This window comes from Acinetobacter silvestris (assembly GCF_002135235.1).
In the GTDB taxonomy this organism is placed as follows: domain Bacteria; phylum Pseudomonadota; class Gammaproteobacteria; order Pseudomonadales; family Moraxellaceae; genus Acinetobacter; species Acinetobacter silvestris.
This window is the reverse complement of sequence record NZ_NEGB01000005.1, coordinates 1-18,517: the sequence shown is the minus strand read 5'-3', so window position 1 is coordinate 18,517 and position 18,517 is coordinate 1. Positions and strand designations below refer to the sequence as shown.

Here is an 18,517-nt window from a genome sequence, read left to right as displayed (position 1 = left end):
GCATGAGTTCAATTTGGGTATATCCGGGTCAGGGTGCACAAAAAGTCAATATGTTGCATGACTTGCCTGAACATCGACTGGTTCAACACTATTTAGAACGCGCTTCAGTGGCTTTGCAGCGTGATGTACTGACCTTGGATCAACCGGAGGCACTGCGTTCAACAGAAGCAGTACAACTGTGCTTATATTTAGCAGGTTATATCAGTTCAGCCATCCTACTTGATGGACAAGGACAGCCTGATTATGTGGCAGGGCTATCGATTGGTGCATGGACAGCAGCAGCGGTCGCAGGTGTTTATAGTTTTGAACAAGGTCTAAAGCTCGTGTCATTACGCGGAAAGCTCATGCAAGACGCTTATCCTTCTGGTTATGGGATGACCGCCATCATCAATGCAGATAAATCGCAGGTAAGCCAATGGGTTGCAGAGATTTATCAACAAGTAGGTGATGTTTATGTCGCTAATTTAAATGCAGCCAATCAGATTGTTATTTCTGGTTCAGAAATGGCGATGCAACAGGTGATAGAAATTGCAAAAAATCAGGGAGCGATTGCTAAAAAATTAAATATAAGTGTGCCATCACATTGTGAATTGTTGGATGCACAGGCGCAACAACTGGTTCAGGCTATGGCACACATAGATTTGAATCCAGCAAAGTTTAAATATTTAAGTGGTACATCTGCGCGGTTAATTCATAGAGCAGAGCAAATTAAAGAAGATCTGATCTTTAATATGTGCCGAACCATTGATTGGGAAAGTACGGTTCAAGCAGCGTGGGAGCGTGGCGTTAGGTTACATATCGAAGTTTTACCTGGTTCAGTTTTAACTGGGCTTGCTAGAAAAATTTTTAAGGAAGGAAATATTCTTTCTTTTCAAGGAACACGTTTAGATAGTCTTATCTGTGCAATGCATAAAGAAAGTGCTTAATCACGGTATGAGTCGCTAAATAAATTTTAAAAAAGTCGTTATCCAAGGATGTGAGGAATTAACAATGATTATATATGGAACAGCACTCTTAGCCATTTGCCACCTGTTAGGAGATTATTTTGGTAATACCTTAGGTATGTTGCTAGGGGTTAAAGCAAATGTCGGTGGTGTTGCCATCTCTATGATTTTACTTATTTTATCAAAAGAGCTTTTAGCAAAAAAAGGATATTTACCTAAAGGAACTCAGTTCGGCGTGTTGTATTGGTCAGGCATGTACATCCCAATTGTGGTTGCCATGTCTGCGGGTCAAAATGTTGTTGCCGCATTATCAGGCGGAATGTTGGGTTTAATCGTTTCAGTGGCGTCATTAATTGGTACTGTTTTGGTCATTCGTTATTTAAATAAAATGAATAGTGACTATGAAACTTATGAATGGCCAGTCGAATCTCAGGAAAAGACCGCTTAATTTTCGTTATAAAACGATGAGTTCAATGATTAAAAGGAATTAAATTAAATGGATGCTTTAATTGCGGTATTAAGTAAAAATGCGCTAGTGACTGCACTTGCAGTCACAGGATTGATGATGTTTGTTTCTCATCTACTGTCAAAGTATTTGACTCGAGGTAAATTACAAAGTTCTGCAATTGCAATTACCTTAGGTTTGGTCGTGGCGTATTTTGCGGGTGTATATACACAAGGAACCAAAGGCGTTTCAGATATTGTCATTTTTTCTGGATTTGCTTTACTTGGTGGCGCAATGATTCGTGACCTTGCTATTGCTTCTACTGCATTTGAAGTAGATGTGAAAGAAGTTAAAAAGGCAGGAAAAGTGGGGCTGCTTGCATTAGCACTTGGTTGTGTTGTTCCTTTTGTGATTGGCGCAATGGTGGCATGGTTAATGGGATATAAAGACCCAGTTTCAATGACTACCATTGGTGCAGGTGCAATGACTTATATTGTTGGCCCAATTACAGGCACCGCGATTGGTGCGAGTTCCGATGTCATTGCATTATCAATTGCGATTGGACTAATTAAGTCAGTGTTCTTTATGGTAGGAACTCCATTACTGGCTAAATTTATGTACTTAAAAAGCCCAAAATCTGCCATGGTATTTGGTGGTTTGGCCGGAACAACAAGTGGAACGGCAGCTGGTTTAGCTGGAACTGATGTCCGTCTCGTTCCTTATGGTGCGTTGGTTGCAACGTTTTATACTGGTTTAGGTTGCCTATTGGGGCCTTCTGTATTCTTTCTTACGATAAATGCTATTTTTGGCTAAATAAATTTGTTTTATCCAGTATGGGCAATTTATTGATGACACATAAATTGCCCAATTTTTTATTTTTAGACATTTCTTGAAAACATGCGGCACTCAGCAATTAATGCCAATAGGTTTGGGTCTCTTTCCTTCCTTTTTAGAAAAACCAAACCAATTTCTTGTTTAATTTGATATTGGCGCTTAAGCCGAATTAATTTGACAGAATTTTCATAAATTGTTGAAATTCGACCAGGCAATAATGCAAGTCCAACGCCAGAGCTCACCATACTAATTAAAGTAAAAATATCAGAAACTTGTAAAAAAACTTTAGGTTCAATCCCTGCTTTTTCAAAGACAAAATCACTGTCATTACGCGTAGCAAACCCTTTTGCCAGTATCAAAAAAGTTTCATCTTTAAGCTGACTTAAATCAATTTCTTTAAGTGCTGCATATTTCGAATTTTTATGTACAGCTAAAAAGATATCATCTTGAAACATTGGCAAACATTCAAATTCTTGATCTTGAGTGGTTTCATTGAGGGCGACAATAATAGCGTCTAATTCGGTTGCTTTTAGCTTTTTGACTAAATCTAGATTTGAATTTAACAAAAGTTGTATATCTAAATCGCCTCGTCTGAGTTTTAAACCACTAATAACACTTGGAATAGTATTGACGGTTAAAGAATATAAAGAACCTAAATGAAAGATTTTTGAAGCAAATCCTGCGGCTTCACGTGTTTTATTAACGGTCGTGACAATGTCTTGAACAATTTTTTTGGAATGTTCTTCAAGTACATAGGCACTTTTTAAGGGAATTAAATTTCGTCCCTCATTTTTAAATAAAGGGCAACGTAATGAATTTTCAAGAGAATGTAATGCTTTATGAACACTGACATTACTAATTTGCATTTCAACAGCTGTTTTTGACAAATTACCACAGCGCATAAAAGCTAAAAAAATTTGAATTTTTTTGAGCGTGAGTTCTTCATCTATTTCCACCGAGGTTTATCCTTAAATACTGATGGGATTAATGTATGAATATAGTCTATTGAAGTGATAAATGAATAGAATTGTATTTGATTTTAGGAATATTAATTTTTCATCACTTTAAAAATAATATGACTATGAACTATCAAAAAATTAGATAGTTTGATGTAAAAAATATAAATTGGATAAAATTAAAAAAATAACCAATGATAAGAACACAAAAGAAAATGATGAAGGAATATTAAAATGGACAAAAAAGTTAAAGTTGCGGTCATTGGTGGTGGTATTGCAGGATTGGCATTGGCTACACAATTGGTCAAATATTCACATTTAGACGTTCATGTTTATGAAGCAGCAGAACAATTCTCTGAAATTGGTGCAGGTATTTCTTTCGGTGCGAATGCTGTAAAAGCGATTCATTTATTGGGATTGAGCAATGAATATGAAAGTATTGCCGATAAAGTAAAAGCTCCATTTACTGATATTTGGTTTCAATGGCGTAATGGTTATACCGATGAATATTTATCTGCTTCTGTAGCGCCAAATGTAGGACAGTCTTCTGTACATCGTGCAGACTTTTTAGATACCTTAATTCCATTGGTTCCCCAGAATAATGTGCATTTTAATAAACGCGTACAAGCAATTGATGCCACAGCAGATCAAGTTTCAATTCAATTTATGGATGGGCAGGTGGTTAAATGCGATTACTTAATTGGCTGTGATGGCATTCATTCAGTCGTGCGTAATCATGTATTGGAGTCCCAACAATTACCAAAGGTGAGTCCTGAATTTTCAGGAACTTGGGCATATCGTGGAATTATAAAATTTGAAGACTTTAAGCAAGCAGTCAAAACACTAGGGAATGATCTAGAACTGGCTGAAGTCCCACAAATGCTGTTGGGAAAAGACAAACATATTCTAACTTTCCCGATTCGTCAGGGCGAAGAAATTAATATTGTCGCATTTAAATCAGACCGTACTCAAACCACATTGCCAGCAAATACACCTTGGACTAAACCCGTTTCTAAACAAGAAATGTTAGATGATTTTGCGGATTGGAGTGACAGCTGTCAGGCATTATTGAGTCTGATTGAACATCCGACCATTTGGGCATTACATGAAACACCGCCTTTAACAACCTATAAGAATAAAACTCAGAATGTGATTATTATTGGTGATGCAGCACATGCTATGTTGCCGCATCAAGGCGCAGGTGCAGGGCAAGGATTAGAAGATGCTTTGATATTGGCCAATTTGTTAGCCAATCCAGCACTGACTGCTCAAAACATTCATTTGGTATCAAAGATTTATGAGGAAGTTCGTTTAGAGCGTGCTGTTAAAGTTCAGCAAACTTCACATGAATCAGGTGAAATTTATGAGTTTCAGTCCCCCAAGTACCAAAGTTTTGCAGAAATTGGTGCACATTTAGCTCATCGGTTTGACTGGTTATGGCAATACTCACTTGAACAAGATGTTGAAAATGCGACTACAGCATTGCAGCTCGATATGCAGCAGCAACTCAAAATAGCAGGTTAAATCTCTAAAATAAAAATTGCAATAATATGACCAGGGAGGTCTGTAATGCAGAACATTAATGCAAATGAAGTCATTGATCATGCTCAATTAAAAGCGATTCATTGGCGTGTGATTCTATTGAGTGCGCTCATCATTATCTTTGATGGTTATGATTTGGTGATTTATGGCGTGGCTCTACCAAAACTTATGGTGGAATGGCAAATTGATAGCATCACTGCTGGATTCCTCGGCAGTATCGCCTTATTTGGTATGATGTTTGGTGCCATCATTTTTGGTAGTCTTAGCGATAAACTAGAAAGTTATGGATTTAGTCGTAAAAAATTAATTATTTTATGTATATGTTTATTCAGTAGTTTCACTTTTTTATGTGGTTATGCATCTAATCCGCAAAGTTTTGGTATTTTTCGCTTCCTAGCTGGCCTTGGCTTAGGTGGGGTTATGCCCAATGTAATTGCATTGATGACTGAATATGCACCTAAAAAATTACGTGCCACCTTAGTTTCCTTAATGTTTAGTGGTTATGCAGTGGGAGGAATGTGTTCAGCCTTATTAGGTATGTGGTTAGTTCCACAATTTGGTTGGAAAATTATGTTTCTTTTAGGAGGAGTTCCACTTCTATTAGTACCCATGATTTGGTTGTTACTACCAGAATCAATTGATTATTTAGTACGTGCTAAGAAAACGGAAAAAGCGTTCCAAATTCTTAAACAAATTGATAGCAGTCTTACATATAACGCCAAGACGCAAATTAATTTACATCATGAAAATCAGACTTCATCTCAAACGCCTGTGAAAGATTTATTTGCTGAGAATCGTGGATCAATCACGCTCTTATTCTGGGGGAGTGTATTTATGGCGCTGGTTCTAGTCTATGCCTTAGGAAATTGGTTACCTAAACTTATGGTTGAAGCTGGATATGATTTATCAACCAGTTTAGTTTTCCTTTTGGCTTTAAATATTGGGGGAATGTTAGGTGCTATTGGCGGTGGGTACTTTGCTGATCGTTTTAATTTAGCCAAGGTGTTGTGTACACTCTTTTTAAGTGGAGCCATTGCATTATTCTTACTAAGTTACAGTCTGCCTACTTTTATTCTGTATATTTGTATTGCTATTGCGGGTGCTGCTTCAATTGGCGGGCAAATCTTATTATTGGCATATATGTCTCAATTCTATCCATCTAATATTCGTGCAACAGGTTTAGGTATGGCGCTAGGTGTTGGACGTCTAGGTGCTATTTTGGGTCCTATCTTGTGTGGCTGGTTACTTAGCTTAAGTTTACCGATCAATTATAATTTTATAGCACTTGCCATACCATGTATCATAGCGGTTATGAGTGTTTCCATGATTTACTATCGCTTAAAGAAAAAAAGTTTAAAAGCTGAAATTGTACAAGCTTAATAATGCACTGAGGGAGGGTAACCTCCCTGATTGATATTGGACGATTAAAAATTGATTGATCTTAGCCTTATTAAAGTTTTTATTATTATTTACGAAACTAAAAACATTAGTCATGCCGCTTTAAAACTGAATTTAAGTCAACCTTCTGTGACTTATAACCTCAATCGCTTACGTAAATTTTTAAATGATCCTTTATTTGAACGAGATAAGTTTGGCGTCAAGCCGACCAAACTGGCACAAAGTTTATATCCTAGTTTTAGTCAGTCCATTGCTGAAATTGAAATGGCGATTACCGCTTCGAAACAATTTAATCCTAAGACGTCAAGCAGAGTATTTCGCTTAGGATTATCAGATTTGGGGGAAATATGTTTATTACCATCACTCATTGAATATCTTTCTAAAGAAGCGCCATTTATAAAAATACACATAGAAGAAATACAATCCGATAAAGTAGAAGAATGGCTCATAGAAGGTTTTTTAGATGTTGCCGTATTTAATAGTAGTTATACCGTCATGCCAAAAATAGAATCACGTAATTTATTTGAAGAACGGTATATGTGTATTGTGAAAAAGCAACATCCGCGAGTACAAGATCATGTAAGTTTAGAACAATATTTACAAGAAAAGCATGCAGCAATTAAATCATCGACTGGACATATTGAAATTGATCAAAGGCTTAAAGAATTGGGCTTGAAAAGAAATATAATGCTTGAGCTGCCGCATTTTAGTGTATTACAAGATGTTATTACCAGTTCTGAATTATTGATTACACTACCTTCACGCGCAGCAAAGGTCTATGAGCGTAATAGTGATGTGAACATTTTCGAATTACCGTTTACAGTCAAGCCATTTAACGTCAGTATCAATTGGTACAATCATCGTGATGATTTAGAAGCACGAACTTGGTTTATTCAAGTATTACAGAATATTTTTCGGTGTTTGTAAGGCTCTTTAGAATTGAAAATTAAAAAATAATGATCTATTTTTTCATAAATTCTCAAAATAATTTTATATAGTTTAAGTCATTCAAAAACAGCATTATAAACCAATTAAGAAGAGCAAAAAATTGCCTATCGTTTTTTGCATGCTGTTCAAAGAAGTGATGTACAGCTACAGAAGGTAAATTATTTAGTGGGAACATTAGGATAAATTAAAAAGGTGAATATACTAATTCTCTCTAACATGAAGTATTTTCATTATGAGTGATATTAGAGGCCTCATAATAAGTAAGGGCGGTTGTTTCAATATAGAAACTTCCTGTATTGGATCTTCCAATTTAAGCACCGTATTCAATTGATACTCTTGAATTGCAGCTTTCTTTACTCTCCTTTTAGGCATCTTTTGAGGTCGATTCCATTTTTTATACTTTTGCTGGATATACACTAAGACAGAACCTAAACGTTTATTTCCAATGATTTCATGTGTTTTAAATGACTGGATTTATCAAAGATAGTGCAGCCTGCTTTCTACCTTTCTTTCTTAATAAATACAAAACAATCGACAAACATGAATTTTACTCATCTTTTTGTGAATTTATATCGTTTTACTCATCTAATGATTCAAGTTTAAATAAAGCCATACAGAAATTTAGCTTTAATTAAAAAATTTAGGGTAGCGGATCACCATGAGTAAAGAGTTTGCATGTTCAATTAAGCGCATTCGTTTTGACGAAAACTATCAACCTGCTGATAACACACGTTTGACTACAAACTTTGCCAATTTGGCGCGTGGTGAAAGCCGTGAAGAAAATCTTCGTCGTACTCTAGCGATGATCAACAACCGCTTTAACAGCTTAGCAAGTGTTGATAACCCGAATGGTGATCGCTATTCACTAGAAATCGACATTATCTCTGCTGAACTTGATGTTGAAGGTAATGGTCAAACTTTCCCGTTTATTGAAACATTGAAAAGTATCATTATTGACCACCAAACCAATGAACGCATTGAAGGCATGATTGGTAACAGCTTCTCTTCTTATGTACGTGATTATGACTTCAGTGTTGTTCTACCTGAACTGGGTTGTAAAACGGGTGAAAAACCAGAAAGTTTTGGTGATTTGCACGGTAAGTTATACCAACATTTGGTAAATTCAGAAGTGTTTAAAGCAGAATTTACCAAACAACCGGTCATTTGCTTGAGTGTTTCAACCAGTAAAACCTACTTCCGCACAGCCAACGTTCATCCTGTACTTGGTGTGGAATACACAAATGATGAATATTCACGTACAGATGACTATTTCGCAAAAATGGGTTTAAGCGTTCGTTATTTCAAACCTGAAAACGGTAATGCGCCTTTGGCATTCTATTTTGCTGGCGATTTATTGCGTGATTACACCGATTTTGAATTGATTAGTGCGATCAGCACTATGGAAAGCTTCCAAAAAATTTATCGCCCTGAGATTTATAACACCAATGTACCTGCAGGTGTGGTGTATCAACCAAGCTTGAACTTCCAAGATTATTCATTGACACGCATTGTGTATGACCGTGTTGAACGTGGTCAGTTAGCGGTCAAGCAAGGTAAATGGACGGAAGAGAACTTTATTAAGCCTTATCAAAACATTCTTGAGCAATGGGCTGCGAATTACACCGTAAACAGCAAAGCTGCTTAATTTACCTGAAAAAAATATAGAGATAGAAGATTTAAAATGGCAATTTTATTACCAACATCAACTGCTGGCAGTTTACCTAAACCTTCTTGGCTTGCTGAGCCTGAGAAACTTTGGTCACCTTGGAAACTCGACGGTGAAGCATTACTCGAAGCGAAACAAGATGCTTTACGTTTGTCATTACAAGAACAAGTGCATGCAGGCATTAATATTGTCAGTGACGGTGAACAAACCCGTCAGCACTTTGTCACCACATTTATTGAACATCTAGAAGGTGTTGATTTCACCAAACGTGAAACAGTTCGTATCCGTGACCGCTATGATGCAAGTGTTCCAAGCGTTGTCGGTGCAGTATCTCGTAAACAACCCGTATTCGTTGAAGATGCAAAATTTTTACGCAGTCAAACAGATCAACCGATCAAATGGGCACTGCCTGGTCCAATGACCATGATCGATACCTTATACGACGGTCATTATAAGAGCCGTGAAAAATTGGCTTGGGAGTTTGCCAAAATTCTCAATCAAGAAGCACGAGAGTTAGAAGCTGCTGGTGTAGATATTATTCAGTTTGATGAGCCTGCATTTAACGTCTTCTTTGATGAAGTGAATGACTGGGGTGTTGCGACTTTAGAGCGTGCGCTTGAAGGTTTGAAGTGCGAAACTGCGGTACATATTTGCTATGGCTACGGCATCAAAGCCAATACCGATTGGAAAAAGACTTTGGGTTCAGAGTGGCGTCAATATGAAGAAGCTTTTCCTAAGCTGCAACAATCTAAAATTGATATCATCTCACTCGAATGTCAAAATTCTCGTGTGCCAATGGATCTGATTGAGCTGATTCGCGGTAAAAAAGTCATGGTTGGTGCCATTGATGTGGCAACCAATACCATTGAAACGCCTGAGGAAGTTGCCAATACGCTACGAAAAGCACTTCAGTTTGTCGATGCAGATAAACTCTATCCTTCGACCAACTGTGGCATGGCACCTTTGGCTCGTCACGTTGCAAGAGGCAAACTCAATGCTTTAAGTGCTGGCGCAGAAATTATCCGTAGAGAGCTTTCGCCTTCATACGCATCCATAGCGTGATGTGAAAGAACTACCCATTTGTAACGAAATGGGTAGTTCTTATCCGAGTAAAAAGCATGTGTCCGACCTAGTCGAAACTCGTTTAGATGATATATCTATATAACCGCAACACGCGGTATAGTTCAATCTAAACAAAAATGTACGGTTCAATGTAGGAATAAAATGATGATTGAAGCAACAGACTTTAGAAATGCAATGTCTTTGTTAACCAGTGCAGTGAGTGTCGTGACTACGGCTGGCATGTCTGATCGTCATGGATTTACTGCATCTGCCGTGTGCAGTGTCACGGATACACCGCCGACATTATTGGTCTGTATGAATAAAGCTTCTCGGTCACATGCACATTTTATAGAAAATAAAATTTTAACAGTGAATGTTTTGGGTTCACATCATGAGCATATTTCCAACGTATTTTCGTCCAAGATGAGTTCAGAACAGCGGTTTAAACACGGCGTTTGGACAGAATTAGAAACGGGTGCACCCGTTTTAGAAGATGCTTTGGTCAATTTTGATTGTGAGATTGATGACATTCAAGAAGTTGGGACGCATACGGTGTTTATGTGTCGTATTGTCGCTATTCAGCAAAGCAAGCATGATCAAAGTTTAGTTTATTTTAATCGTGCTTATCATCAGGTGGGGCAGACCGAAACTGCTTAAACTCACTTTTTATTTAACATTAACTCTCAATCAAGTAAGTATGTCGTGGAATTAATCATTTTTTTAGCAATAGGTGCATTAGCAGGATTTGCTGCTGGGCTCTTTGGTGTTGGCGGTGGACTGATCATCGTACCACTTTTATATGTGGTCTTTACGCAAATGGGCTATGATCCTGAGGTGGTGATGCATTTAGCTTTGGGTACATCGTTAGCAACCATTATTGTGACATCTATAAGTTCATTGATGGCTCATCATAAAAATGGTGCAGTCATTTGGCCTGTATTCAAAAATTTAGCGCCAGGGCTGGTCATCGGATCTTTTTTAGGGGCAGGTGTTGCGGGATTATTATCGAGTGCTAAGTTACAGTTAATTATTGGATTATTTGCAATTTGGGTTGCATACAACATGTTTGTTGGTGCAAAAAAAGTAGTAGATCAGCATAAAGTACTTCCATCAACGACTAAACAAGTATTTGCAGGTACTGGAATAGGCGTTGCATCAGCAATTTTTGGAATTGGCGGTGGTAGTTTAACTGTACCTTATCTAAATCATTATAGCGTGGTCATGCAAAAAGCGGTTGGAACATCAGCAGCATGTGGTTTACCAATTGCAATCGCTGGTGCACTGGGCTTTATGTTTTTTGGGGCGCAAGATAATATTCTGGTTTCAAACAGTATTGGCTATGTGCATATTTATGCTTTTATTGGCATAAGCTCAATGAGTTTTTTTACAGCAAAGTTAGGTGCTAAAGTGGCACATGCATTATCACCACAAATGTTGAAAAAATGCTTTGCTGTATTGTTGCTTAGCGTAGGATGTTTTTTTCTTTTTAAGGGATTACTTTAAAATATATTCAGTTAATTCCTATGATAAAGCCCATATCTAATGGGCTTTTCTATTCTTGATTATAACATTTAAGAAATGGGCAGATGTAATAACCAAATTTTATAGCGATCGAATTCACTTACTATATATCAAATCAATATTTAACAAATCAATAGCAGTCTATATTCACCATCTTTTTCGACAGGCGCTCTATGAACACAGGGTAAGGTCTGTTGTGTTGGATGATCTACAGCCAGACGCCAAAGATGCCCTAAACCTAAATTCACAGGTTTGGCATTGGGTTTAGGCTGATAATGCAAATCAAAAAAATACTCTTCTAAGAAAGTTTCAAATTCAGCTTCTGGGCCGTCATGTAATTCTTTAAGCTTTCCCCTAATTTCTGGAATCAAAATCTTTTGTTCAACTTGATCATGAGGCAGGATATCACTTGCAGCACCGTGATAGGTACATAAGAAAGTATCTGTTTCTATAGGTGAGCGATCAACATGAAATGAATATACATCCGTTGAAATAAAATCTAGCTCTTCATCTCGTTCGTAACTTTTTAGTAGGTTAAGCGTAGGGGATGCTCCGAAATCAGTTAATCGCTGGATATCTTTTAAAATAATTTCCTTTGCTAAATTTCCTTCTTCTGAAAGTTTTAACGCTAAAAGATCCTCAATGGAAACTTCTGTAATATTCTCTTTTAACTCAAGTTTAGCCAAAATTTCTTTAAAATCACCAACCAACTCTCTATTCCAACAAATGGCATTCATCTCTCCTTGAAAATTGGAATTTACAAGTTCAGAAAAAGTAGAAACTACTTCAATTTGAGGAGTGTCAGAAAATGAATTTTTCATAGCAGACTTAAATATTAAACTACACCCAATAATATACGTTCAGTTTGACAATAGAAATGATTAATGATGCAGGGTGATTTTTAAAAATTTAAAGATTTTGTATTCAAAATAACCTTTTAGATTCTAAATATAAAGTAGCTGAACCTGATCTATAACCTTAGTATCAATACAACCTCAGTTTGATCCTGCATCAGCTACTTATTTAGATAAATCTATTTATGTTCTTTACGAAGACTTAAGGAAAGCTCATCCCAACGTTGTATCGCTGCGTCCATCGCTTGCATTTTGACATGACCAAAACCTCGTACATCTGCTGGTAATTTAGCGATTTTCTCAGCAACAGATAAGTCATAGCTTTCAGGTGCAGAACTAATGTCTTTCACAAATGTAATATAACGATCACGCCAAGCATGTTCTTTTTGACGTTCTTGCTGTAAAGCAAATGGATCAAGGAAAGTTTCTCTAAGCAATTGTAGACGAGCAAGAATCATCATCGGAATACGCATCCAATATCCGAAAGCACGTTTGCGTATGGCGCCATGCGCACCCAAAGCAGGAGGTAAACGTAGACCTTGACCAAATTGCATTTCAATCGATTGTTTAAAGCTTTTTCCCGTGAGTAAGCGCGCAACTTCGTATTCATCTTTATACGCCATAACTCTATATAGCTGAGTCGCAATGGTTCCTGCTAATTCTTCGGGCAATACTTTGGTAGCTTGTTTAACAAGGGTTCGATACTGAGTTGCATAATCTTGACTCCAATAGTCGACCAGACGCGCAGAACGATCTTCAACGAGTTCGGCCAATGTGGTTGGTTTACGCGTTGTAGGTATGGTTGCAATAATGCGTTTGGCTAAGCTAAGGTCATTCATCAGATGACAACCGATGCGGAAAGCTTCAAGGTTTTTTTCAGCAGCCGTACCATTCAGACGGATGGCCTGTTCAATACTTTCACGTTTCAACGGAATTTGACCTGCTTGCCAAGCCATACCAAGTAAGATTTGATTTGTAAAGATCGCATCACCCAGCACTTGTGTGGCAATACGTGTTACAGGTAAAGATGTAAGTTTTCCTTGAGTCGTTCTACATTGACGATGACAACAGCATCCGCTTTTAAACGAGAAAGTGCTGCATTACTGCCTGCGACAATCGCATCTGCACCAATTAAAACATCACATTGTCCTGCAGGGATTTTGGTTGCAGAGATTTGCTCATCTTCAGTCGCGAGTTGTATGTAGGAGTAAACCGTACCACCTTTTTGAGCAAGCCCAGCCATATCCATGATACGTGCAGCTTTACCCTCCAAATGAGCAGCCATTCCCAGTAAAGCGCCTGCTGTCACCACACCTGTACCGCCCACACCACCGACCATGATCCGGATCGGTTGTTGATCAAGTTCGGGAATGATTGGTTTTTCTGGCCAGCCAGCTTCTATACCTTTGAAGATTTCTGGGCGTTTCATGTCGCGGGTATGTACGGTCACAAAACTTGGACAGAAACCTTCGACACAAGAAAAGTCTTTGTTACAACTGCTTTGATTAATTTGACGTTTTGTTCCTAACGCCGTTTCAACGGGTTCGATCGATAAACAGTTCGATTGTTTAGAACAGTCGCCGCAACCTTCACAAATCTCACTATTGATAAAAATTCGCTCTGCAATATCAGGGTACGCATTGCGTTTACGGCGACGACGTTTTTCACTGGCACAGGTTTGAACATAAATTAACGCCGTAACCCCAGAAATCTCACGTAATTTGCGTTGTACATCATCTAGTTCATTTCTGTGGTAAATCTCGACATGAGCAGCAATACCTTCTTCGGCATGAATCAACTCAGGTTCATCCGTGACGATCACTTGTTTTGTGATTCCTTCGGCATCAAGTTGTCGTGTTAACTGTGCCACGCTGAGATGACCATCGACATGCTGTCCACCCGTCATTGCAACGGCGTCGTTATAAAGAATTTTGTAGGTCATATTGAGTTTTGCAGCAATCGCTTGGCGTATTGCAAGATAACCTGAATGGAAATACGTTCCATCGCCTAGATTGGCAAAAATATGCTTTTCATTGGTGAAATGGGAAGCACCAGCCCAACTTACGCCTTCGCCACCCATTTGCGTGAACGTTTCTGTGCCATGATTCTGTAACACGGCAATATAATGACAACCGATCCCGCCCAGTGCACGACTGCCTTCGGGTAATGCTGTTGATGAATTGTGAGGGCAGCCGCTACAAAAGAAAGGTTTACGTTCTGCAATATCCAGAACACGCCGTGATTCGTGCTCTGCTTTTTGTAACAGCTCAACTTTATTTTGAATTTGTGTTTTTAAGCTTTCTGGAAGATCTAATTTTAAGAATCGAGCGGCCAACATTTTTGCAATCGGTTCAGGTTGGAACTCATAGTGACCAATCAAAGGCGCTTCATCAATCGATGTACTCCATTCACCTTTTCCATCACAGGCTTTACCGATGACACGAGGGCGTTTGTCATCTGGAAGTGCATAGAGTTCATCTTTAATCTGTGCTTCAAGAATAGGGCGTTTTTCTTTTACAACAATCAGTTCTTCTAAACCTTCGGCAAACTCACGAAGACCTTGCGGTTCTAAGGGCCAAATTAAAGCCACTTGATATACTCGTAGTCCGAGCTGTTGGGCTGTTTCACCTTCAATTCCTAGAATACGTAAGGCTTCAATGGTATCTAAATAACCTTTACCACTTGCTGCAATACCAATACGAGCATCAGGACAATGCCATGTTACCTGATTCAGTTTATTTTCACGTGCATAAGCCAATACCGCAGGTAAGCGATATTTATAAAGACGTTCTTCTTGTTGAATACCATGATCAGGCCAACGAATGTTGACACCATTTTCAGGCATTTGAACATTTTTGGGTAAAACAGGAATGATTCGATCTAAATCAACATGAACAGAAGCAGAGGTTTCGACGATTTCACTGACTAGCTTCATCGACGTCCATACACCAGCAAAGCGTGACATTACGACTGCATGCGCACCTAAATCAAGAATTTGTTGTATTGACGTAGGATAAAAAATTGGAATGCCACAACCGATCATGACATGTTCTGACTGGTGTGGAATACTCGAAGATTTACAAGAGTGGTCATCCCCAAAGAAGGCAACCACACCACCTCGCTCTGATGTTCCTGCAAGGTTGGCATGACGGAGAACATCTCCAGAACGATCTACACCAGGGCCTTTGCCATACCACCAAGCGGTTACACCATCATATTTACCTTGACCTGCAAGGTTGGCTTGTTGAGTACCCCAAATTGCAGTAGCAGCGAGATCTTCATTTACGCCAGGTTGAAAAACAACATGATGGTCTTTGAGTATGCCTTCAACTTGCCAGAGAAAATTATCATAATTTCCGACAGGGGAACCACGATAACCAGAAATAAAACCAGCAGTATGATAACCGTTTAAAGTATCCCGACGTTTTTGCGCGAGTGGTAAGCGCACTATGCCTGAATACCTGTCATGTAAGCAGTACCGTCATCTCTTAAATATTTATCTTCAAGTGATACATCCTTGGTTGGAATTTTATTTGGAGTAAATTTTGTCGCGATATTCATTTATGTCTCCTTAGAATTTTGTAGTTCGAGCTACTTTCTTATCTCAACATCCGGTTGAATATTTGGAGTAAATGACATACTGAGAAAAATATTGATCAGTTCAACTTAAGACAATGAAACTGTTCAATGTATGTACATTAATGTCATTGTGGGTGATCCAGACTGGTGCAACAATGCGTAATTAAGAAAAACATATTTACGTTATGCGCAAAAATCTTGATGGTGGATTACTCCATGCAATGCATGCTTTCCTAAAAGTCATTGATAGTGGCAGCTTTACGGCTGCCGCAGAGCAGATGGAACTGACAACAGCGCAAGTGTCTCGACTCATTAGCGAGTTAGAAGGGCGTTTAGGTACAAAATTACTACAACGATCTACCAGACAGCATGCATTGACCGATATTGGTGCAGCTTATGCAGAGCAATGCCGTCAAGTACTTGCAATGGTGGAAGAGGCTGAAGCTCAAGCCATGGGAATGGCAAGCAAACCGCAGGGCAAGTTACGTGTTTTGAGTATGGCCAGTTTTGGTCATCATTATGTATCCCCGATGCTGGCCGAGTTCTGTCAAACCTATCCAGAGCTTACGGTTGAATACCGTACTTCGCAGAATGTACCAGACCTTTTAGCCAAAGGAATTGATGTCAGTTTATATCTCACCGAATCTTTGGCTGACTCCAGATTTGTTGCTCGCAGAATTGGAACAATATTTTCATTACTTTGCGCATCACCAGCTTATTTAGAAAAATATGGCGAACCGAAATCATTAGACGATCTACAAAAACACGCATGTTTAAGATTGGTGAACCCATCGATTACACCGCAATGGCATCTCGTAAGTGAAAATAGTTGTTCGTATCAAATCGATATTACAGGGCCATTGATTGCAGATACACCAGAACTATTACTGGACATGGTTCAGCAAGACATGGGTATTGCATTGCTTCCAACCTTTGCTGTGATTGAGGCTGTGCGCACTGGACGATTACGTCGCGTCTTAGCCGATTGGAGATCACCTGATATTGGTGTTTATACCTTAACCATCACGTCATTTTATTGATGCTAAAACAAGAGCATGGTTAACGTGGGTTGAGCAGTATATTTCGCCTAAAATTCAGAGTGATACAGAATATTTTTTATAATTCCAATTCGTGATTCAAATCATTAAAGAAAACATGAAATAAAAGAGTAGATTTACCACGAACCACGAACCACGAACCACGAACCACGAAAGTTGAACTGTGCAGGCCACAGTCTTAGATATTCTATTTAACTTATGTTCACCTAGAATCTAGTTCACAATTAAATTTATGTTTAATAAACAATAAATTTAATTACTTAGAGTATTAAAATGATAACTTATAAATTATTTAGTTCATGAACCTATCTATGAATACATAGTTTCCTACTAAAAAAGTCTTAAGAATAGACTAAATTTGTCTAGGAGAGTAGTGGCAGTCCACCACTAACTAACAGGTGTCTACAAAATCGATGGCTATTCAATAAGTTTAGTATTTGGTATAAAATATTTTGCTGAGGCCTGTGTTTTGATAACTACGATTTTTGTTTGGCTTTTTGGCGTAAGACATACAAATATAAGCTTTCTACTTTTTCACGTGCCCATGGTGTGGTACGTAAAAATCGTAATGATGAGTTAACACTTGGATCTATGCAAAAACATCTAATTTCAATTTTACGACTTAAGCCTTCAAAGCCACCGTAGTAATCCAATAGTTCATCCAAAATGTCAGCAAGTTTTTTGCCGTGTAGAGGGTCATTGGAGGTGTTCATAATAGATCAACCATATTTTGGGAGGCCATTATTATAACCTGAGCTAGTTGGAAAATGAGAGGGTTGGAATTTAAACGTAATTAACATAGAAAATTACAGCTTATCTTCCTAAAGAAAACGGCCTCTTTCAGGTGCACACTATTTAACATAAAATCCCGTTATGCGATTTCCAAGCTATTAAAAAAAAAGCCCTTATCAGGCTATTTTTTGTCATCATGCTCAGTCTTATTTTGCTTTAATATATTCTGTATGAAAAATTCATTTTAATTTTTCCCTTTTTACTGCTTATTTTATTTTGATGTGTGTTGATAAAAACGGAGGCTTTCGCTTGGGAGGATTCTAGACAGCCAACCTGTAAAAGTCCTCTGCCATTTGATTTGGTGTCTTAAAATCCAATCCTTTTTGGATTCTTTGCTGATTATAAAATAGCTCTATGTATTTTGTAATATCTGCTTTCGCTTTTTCCCTCGTTTCATAAGTACGATGGTGTATAAGTTCATTCTTTAATATGCCCCAGAAGCTTTCAATTGGTGCATTATCAAAGCCGTCTCCACGCTTACTCATTGAACCTTGAAAATCATATTTTTCAATCATATTTCGATATACATGACTGCAATATTGACTGCCTCTGTCTGAGTGAACAATTAAGCCTTGTGGCGGTTTTTGATTCCGAATAGCCATTTTAAGAGCATCACAGACCAACTGTGCTGTCATACGTTCATTTAGACTATAGCCAACAACCTGCTTTGTATAAAGATCCTTTGAAGCAGCCAGATATAGCCATCCTTCGTTTGTCCAAATGTAGGTAATGTCACTTACCCACGCGTGGTTTGGAGTGCTCACGTTAAATTTTTGCTCTAATAAGTTTTTGTAGACGGGACGGTTGTGATCACTGTTTGTTGTTCTTTTAAAGCGCTTATGGCGCTTGCAAAAGAGTTTATTGACCTTCTTTATTGTACGTACTGCATATTGGCTAATTTGAACACCTTGAGCGTGT

14 protein-coding genes and 2 pseudogenes are annotated in these 18,517 nt (G+C 38.2%); 11 read left to right on the top strand and 5 right to left on the bottom strand.

Annotation, left to right across the window (positions count from 1 at the left end; translation table 11 throughout):
- Nucleotides 1–2 precede the first annotated feature (2 nt).
- From mdcH to madM, 3 genes are all read left to right on the top strand, one after another.
- On the top strand, nucleotides 3–926 hold the full coding sequence (mdcH, locus tag B9T28_RS09305; protein WP_086203709.1) for a malonate decarboxylase subunit epsilon: 924 nt from the start codon (nucleotides 3–5) through the stop codon (nucleotides 924–926).
- A gap of 64 nt (nucleotides 927–990) precedes the next feature.
- Nucleotides 991–1,392: a malonate transporter subunit MadL gene (gene madL / locus B9T28_RS09300; protein WP_086203708.1), complete on the top strand. Its 402-nt coding sequence runs from the start codon at nucleotides 991–993 to the stop codon at nucleotides 1,390–1,392.
- A gap of 48 nt (nucleotides 1,393–1,440) precedes the next feature.
- Nucleotides 1,441–2,202 carry a malonate transporter subunit MadM gene (gene madM / locus B9T28_RS09295; protein ID WP_086203707.1) on the top strand — a complete coding sequence of 254 codons (762 nt, stop codon included), beginning with the start codon at nucleotides 1,441–1,443 and terminating at the stop codon, nucleotides 2,200–2,202.
- Between the two features lie 65 nt (nucleotides 2,203–2,267).
- Here madM and B9T28_RS09290 read toward each other — a convergent pair whose 3' ends face one another.
- Nucleotides 2,268–3,179 carry a LysR family transcriptional regulator gene (locus B9T28_RS09290; protein ID WP_086203706.1) on the bottom strand — a complete coding sequence of 304 codons (912 nt, stop codon included), beginning with the start codon at nucleotides 3,177–3,179 and terminating at the stop codon, nucleotides 2,268–2,270.
- 234 nt (nucleotides 3,180–3,413) lie between these two features.
- Between B9T28_RS09290 and salA the strand changes: the two genes are divergently transcribed.
- From salA to B9T28_RS09250, 7 genes are all read left to right on the top strand, one after another.
- Nucleotides 3,414–4,703 carry a salicylate 1-monooxygenase gene (salA, locus tag B9T28_RS09285; protein ID WP_086203705.1) on the top strand — a complete coding sequence of 430 codons (1,290 nt, stop codon included), beginning with the start codon at nucleotides 3,414–3,416 and terminating at the stop codon, nucleotides 4,701–4,703.
- A 45-nt stretch (nucleotides 4,704–4,748) separates the two neighbouring features.
- A complete protein-coding gene (locus B9T28_RS09280) occupies nucleotides 4,749–6,101 on the top strand; it encodes an MFS transporter (RefSeq protein WP_086203704.1) in 1,353 nt (450 codons plus the stop codon).
- 54 nt (nucleotides 6,102–6,155) lie between these two features.
- Nucleotides 6,156–7,046 (top strand): LysR family transcriptional regulator, encoded by an 891-nt coding sequence (locus tag B9T28_RS09275; RefSeq protein ID WP_252053604.1) that lies wholly within the window; start codon nucleotides 6,156–6,158, stop codon nucleotides 7,044–7,046.
- A 679-nt stretch (nucleotides 7,047–7,725) separates the two neighbouring features.
- Entirely contained in the window at nucleotides 7,726–8,712 is a 987-nt protein-coding gene (locus tag B9T28_RS09265; RefSeq protein ID WP_086203701.1) for a putative oxygenase MesX, read from the top strand.
- Nucleotides 8,713–8,748: 36 nt separating this feature from the next.
- On the top strand, nucleotides 8,749–9,795 hold the full coding sequence (locus B9T28_RS09260) for a methionine synthase (protein ID WP_086203700.1): 1,047 nt from the start codon (nucleotides 8,749–8,751) through the stop codon (nucleotides 9,793–9,795).
- Nucleotides 9,796–9,960: 165 nt separating this feature from the next.
- Complete coding sequence (locus B9T28_RS09255) at nucleotides 9,961–10,452, top strand: flavin reductase (RefSeq protein ID WP_086203699.1); 492 nt, start codon at nucleotides 9,961–9,963, stop codon at nucleotides 10,450–10,452.
- A gap of 45 nt (nucleotides 10,453–10,497) precedes the next feature.
- Nucleotides 10,498–11,298 carry a sulfite exporter TauE/SafE family protein gene (locus B9T28_RS09250; protein ID WP_086203698.1) on the top strand — a complete coding sequence of 267 codons (801 nt, stop codon included), beginning with the start codon at nucleotides 10,498–10,500 and terminating at the stop codon, nucleotides 11,296–11,298.
- 140 nt (nucleotides 11,299–11,438) lie between these two features.
- Here B9T28_RS09250 and B9T28_RS09245 read toward each other — a convergent pair whose 3' ends face one another.
- Nucleotides 11,439–12,137: a DUF1826 domain-containing protein gene (locus B9T28_RS09245; protein ID WP_086203697.1), complete on the bottom strand. Its 699-nt coding sequence runs from the start codon at nucleotides 12,135–12,137 to the stop codon at nucleotides 11,439–11,441.
- Between the two features lie 212 nt (nucleotides 12,138–12,349).
- A pseudogene (locus tag B9T28_RS09240) lies at nucleotides 12,350–15,731 on the bottom strand (indolepyruvate ferredoxin oxidoreductase family protein).
- Nucleotides 15,732–15,934: 203 nt separating this feature from the next.
- Here B9T28_RS09240 and B9T28_RS09235 point away from each other — a divergent pair.
- Nucleotides 15,935–16,871 (top strand): annotated as a pseudogene (locus B9T28_RS09235) (LysR family transcriptional regulator).
- A gap of 412 nt (nucleotides 16,872–17,283) precedes the next feature.
- Here the strand turns inward: B9T28_RS09235 and B9T28_RS09230 are convergent.
- Together B9T28_RS09230 and B9T28_RS09225 are read right to left on the bottom strand one after the other, a co-directional pair.
- Nucleotides 17,284–17,520, bottom strand: coding sequence for a VF530 family protein (locus B9T28_RS09230; protein WP_086203696.1), 237 nt, complete (start codon nucleotides 17,518–17,520; stop codon nucleotides 17,284–17,286).
- A gap of 339 nt (nucleotides 17,521–17,859) precedes the next feature.
- The coding region (locus tag B9T28_RS09225) for an IS3 family transposase (protein ID WP_143222608.1) at nucleotides 17,860–18,517 on the bottom strand (658 nt) is incomplete at its 5' end.

Bases quoted from the DNA above. Each gene is read 5' to 3' on its own strand.
- B9T28_RS09230 (WP_086203696.1), bottom strand. From the start codon at position 17,520: ATGAACACCTCCAATGACCCTCTACACGGCAAAAAACTTGCTGACATT.
- madL (WP_086203708.1), top strand. From the start codon at position 991: ATGATTATATATGGAACAGCACTCTTAGCCATTTGCCACCTGTTAGGA.
- salA (WP_086203705.1), top strand. From the start codon at position 3,414: ATGGACAAAAAAGTTAAAGTTGCGGTCATTGGTGGTGGTATTGCAGGA.
- B9T28_RS09265 (WP_086203701.1), top strand. From the start codon at position 7,726: ATGAGTAAAGAGTTTGCATGTTCAATTAAGCGCATTCGTTTTGACGAA.
- madM (WP_086203707.1), top strand. From the start codon at position 1,441: ATGGATGCTTTAATTGCGGTATTAAGTAAAAATGCGCTAGTGACTGCA.
- B9T28_RS09280 (WP_086203704.1), top strand. From the start codon at position 4,749: ATGCAGAACATTAATGCAAATGAAGTCATTGATCATGCTCAATTAAAA.
- mdcH (WP_086203709.1), top strand. From the start codon at position 3: ATGAGTTCAATTTGGGTATATCCGGGTCAGGGTGCACAAAAAGTCAAT.
- B9T28_RS09255 (WP_086203699.1), top strand. From the start codon at position 9,961: ATGATTGAAGCAACAGACTTTAGAAATGCAATGTCTTTGTTAACCAGT.
- B9T28_RS09260 (WP_086203700.1), top strand. From the start codon at position 8,749: ATGGCAATTTTATTACCAACATCAACTGCTGGCAGTTTACCTAAACCT.
- B9T28_RS09245 (WP_086203697.1), bottom strand. From the start codon at position 12,137: ATGAAAAATTCATTTTCTGACACTCCTCAAATTGAAGTAGTTTCTACT.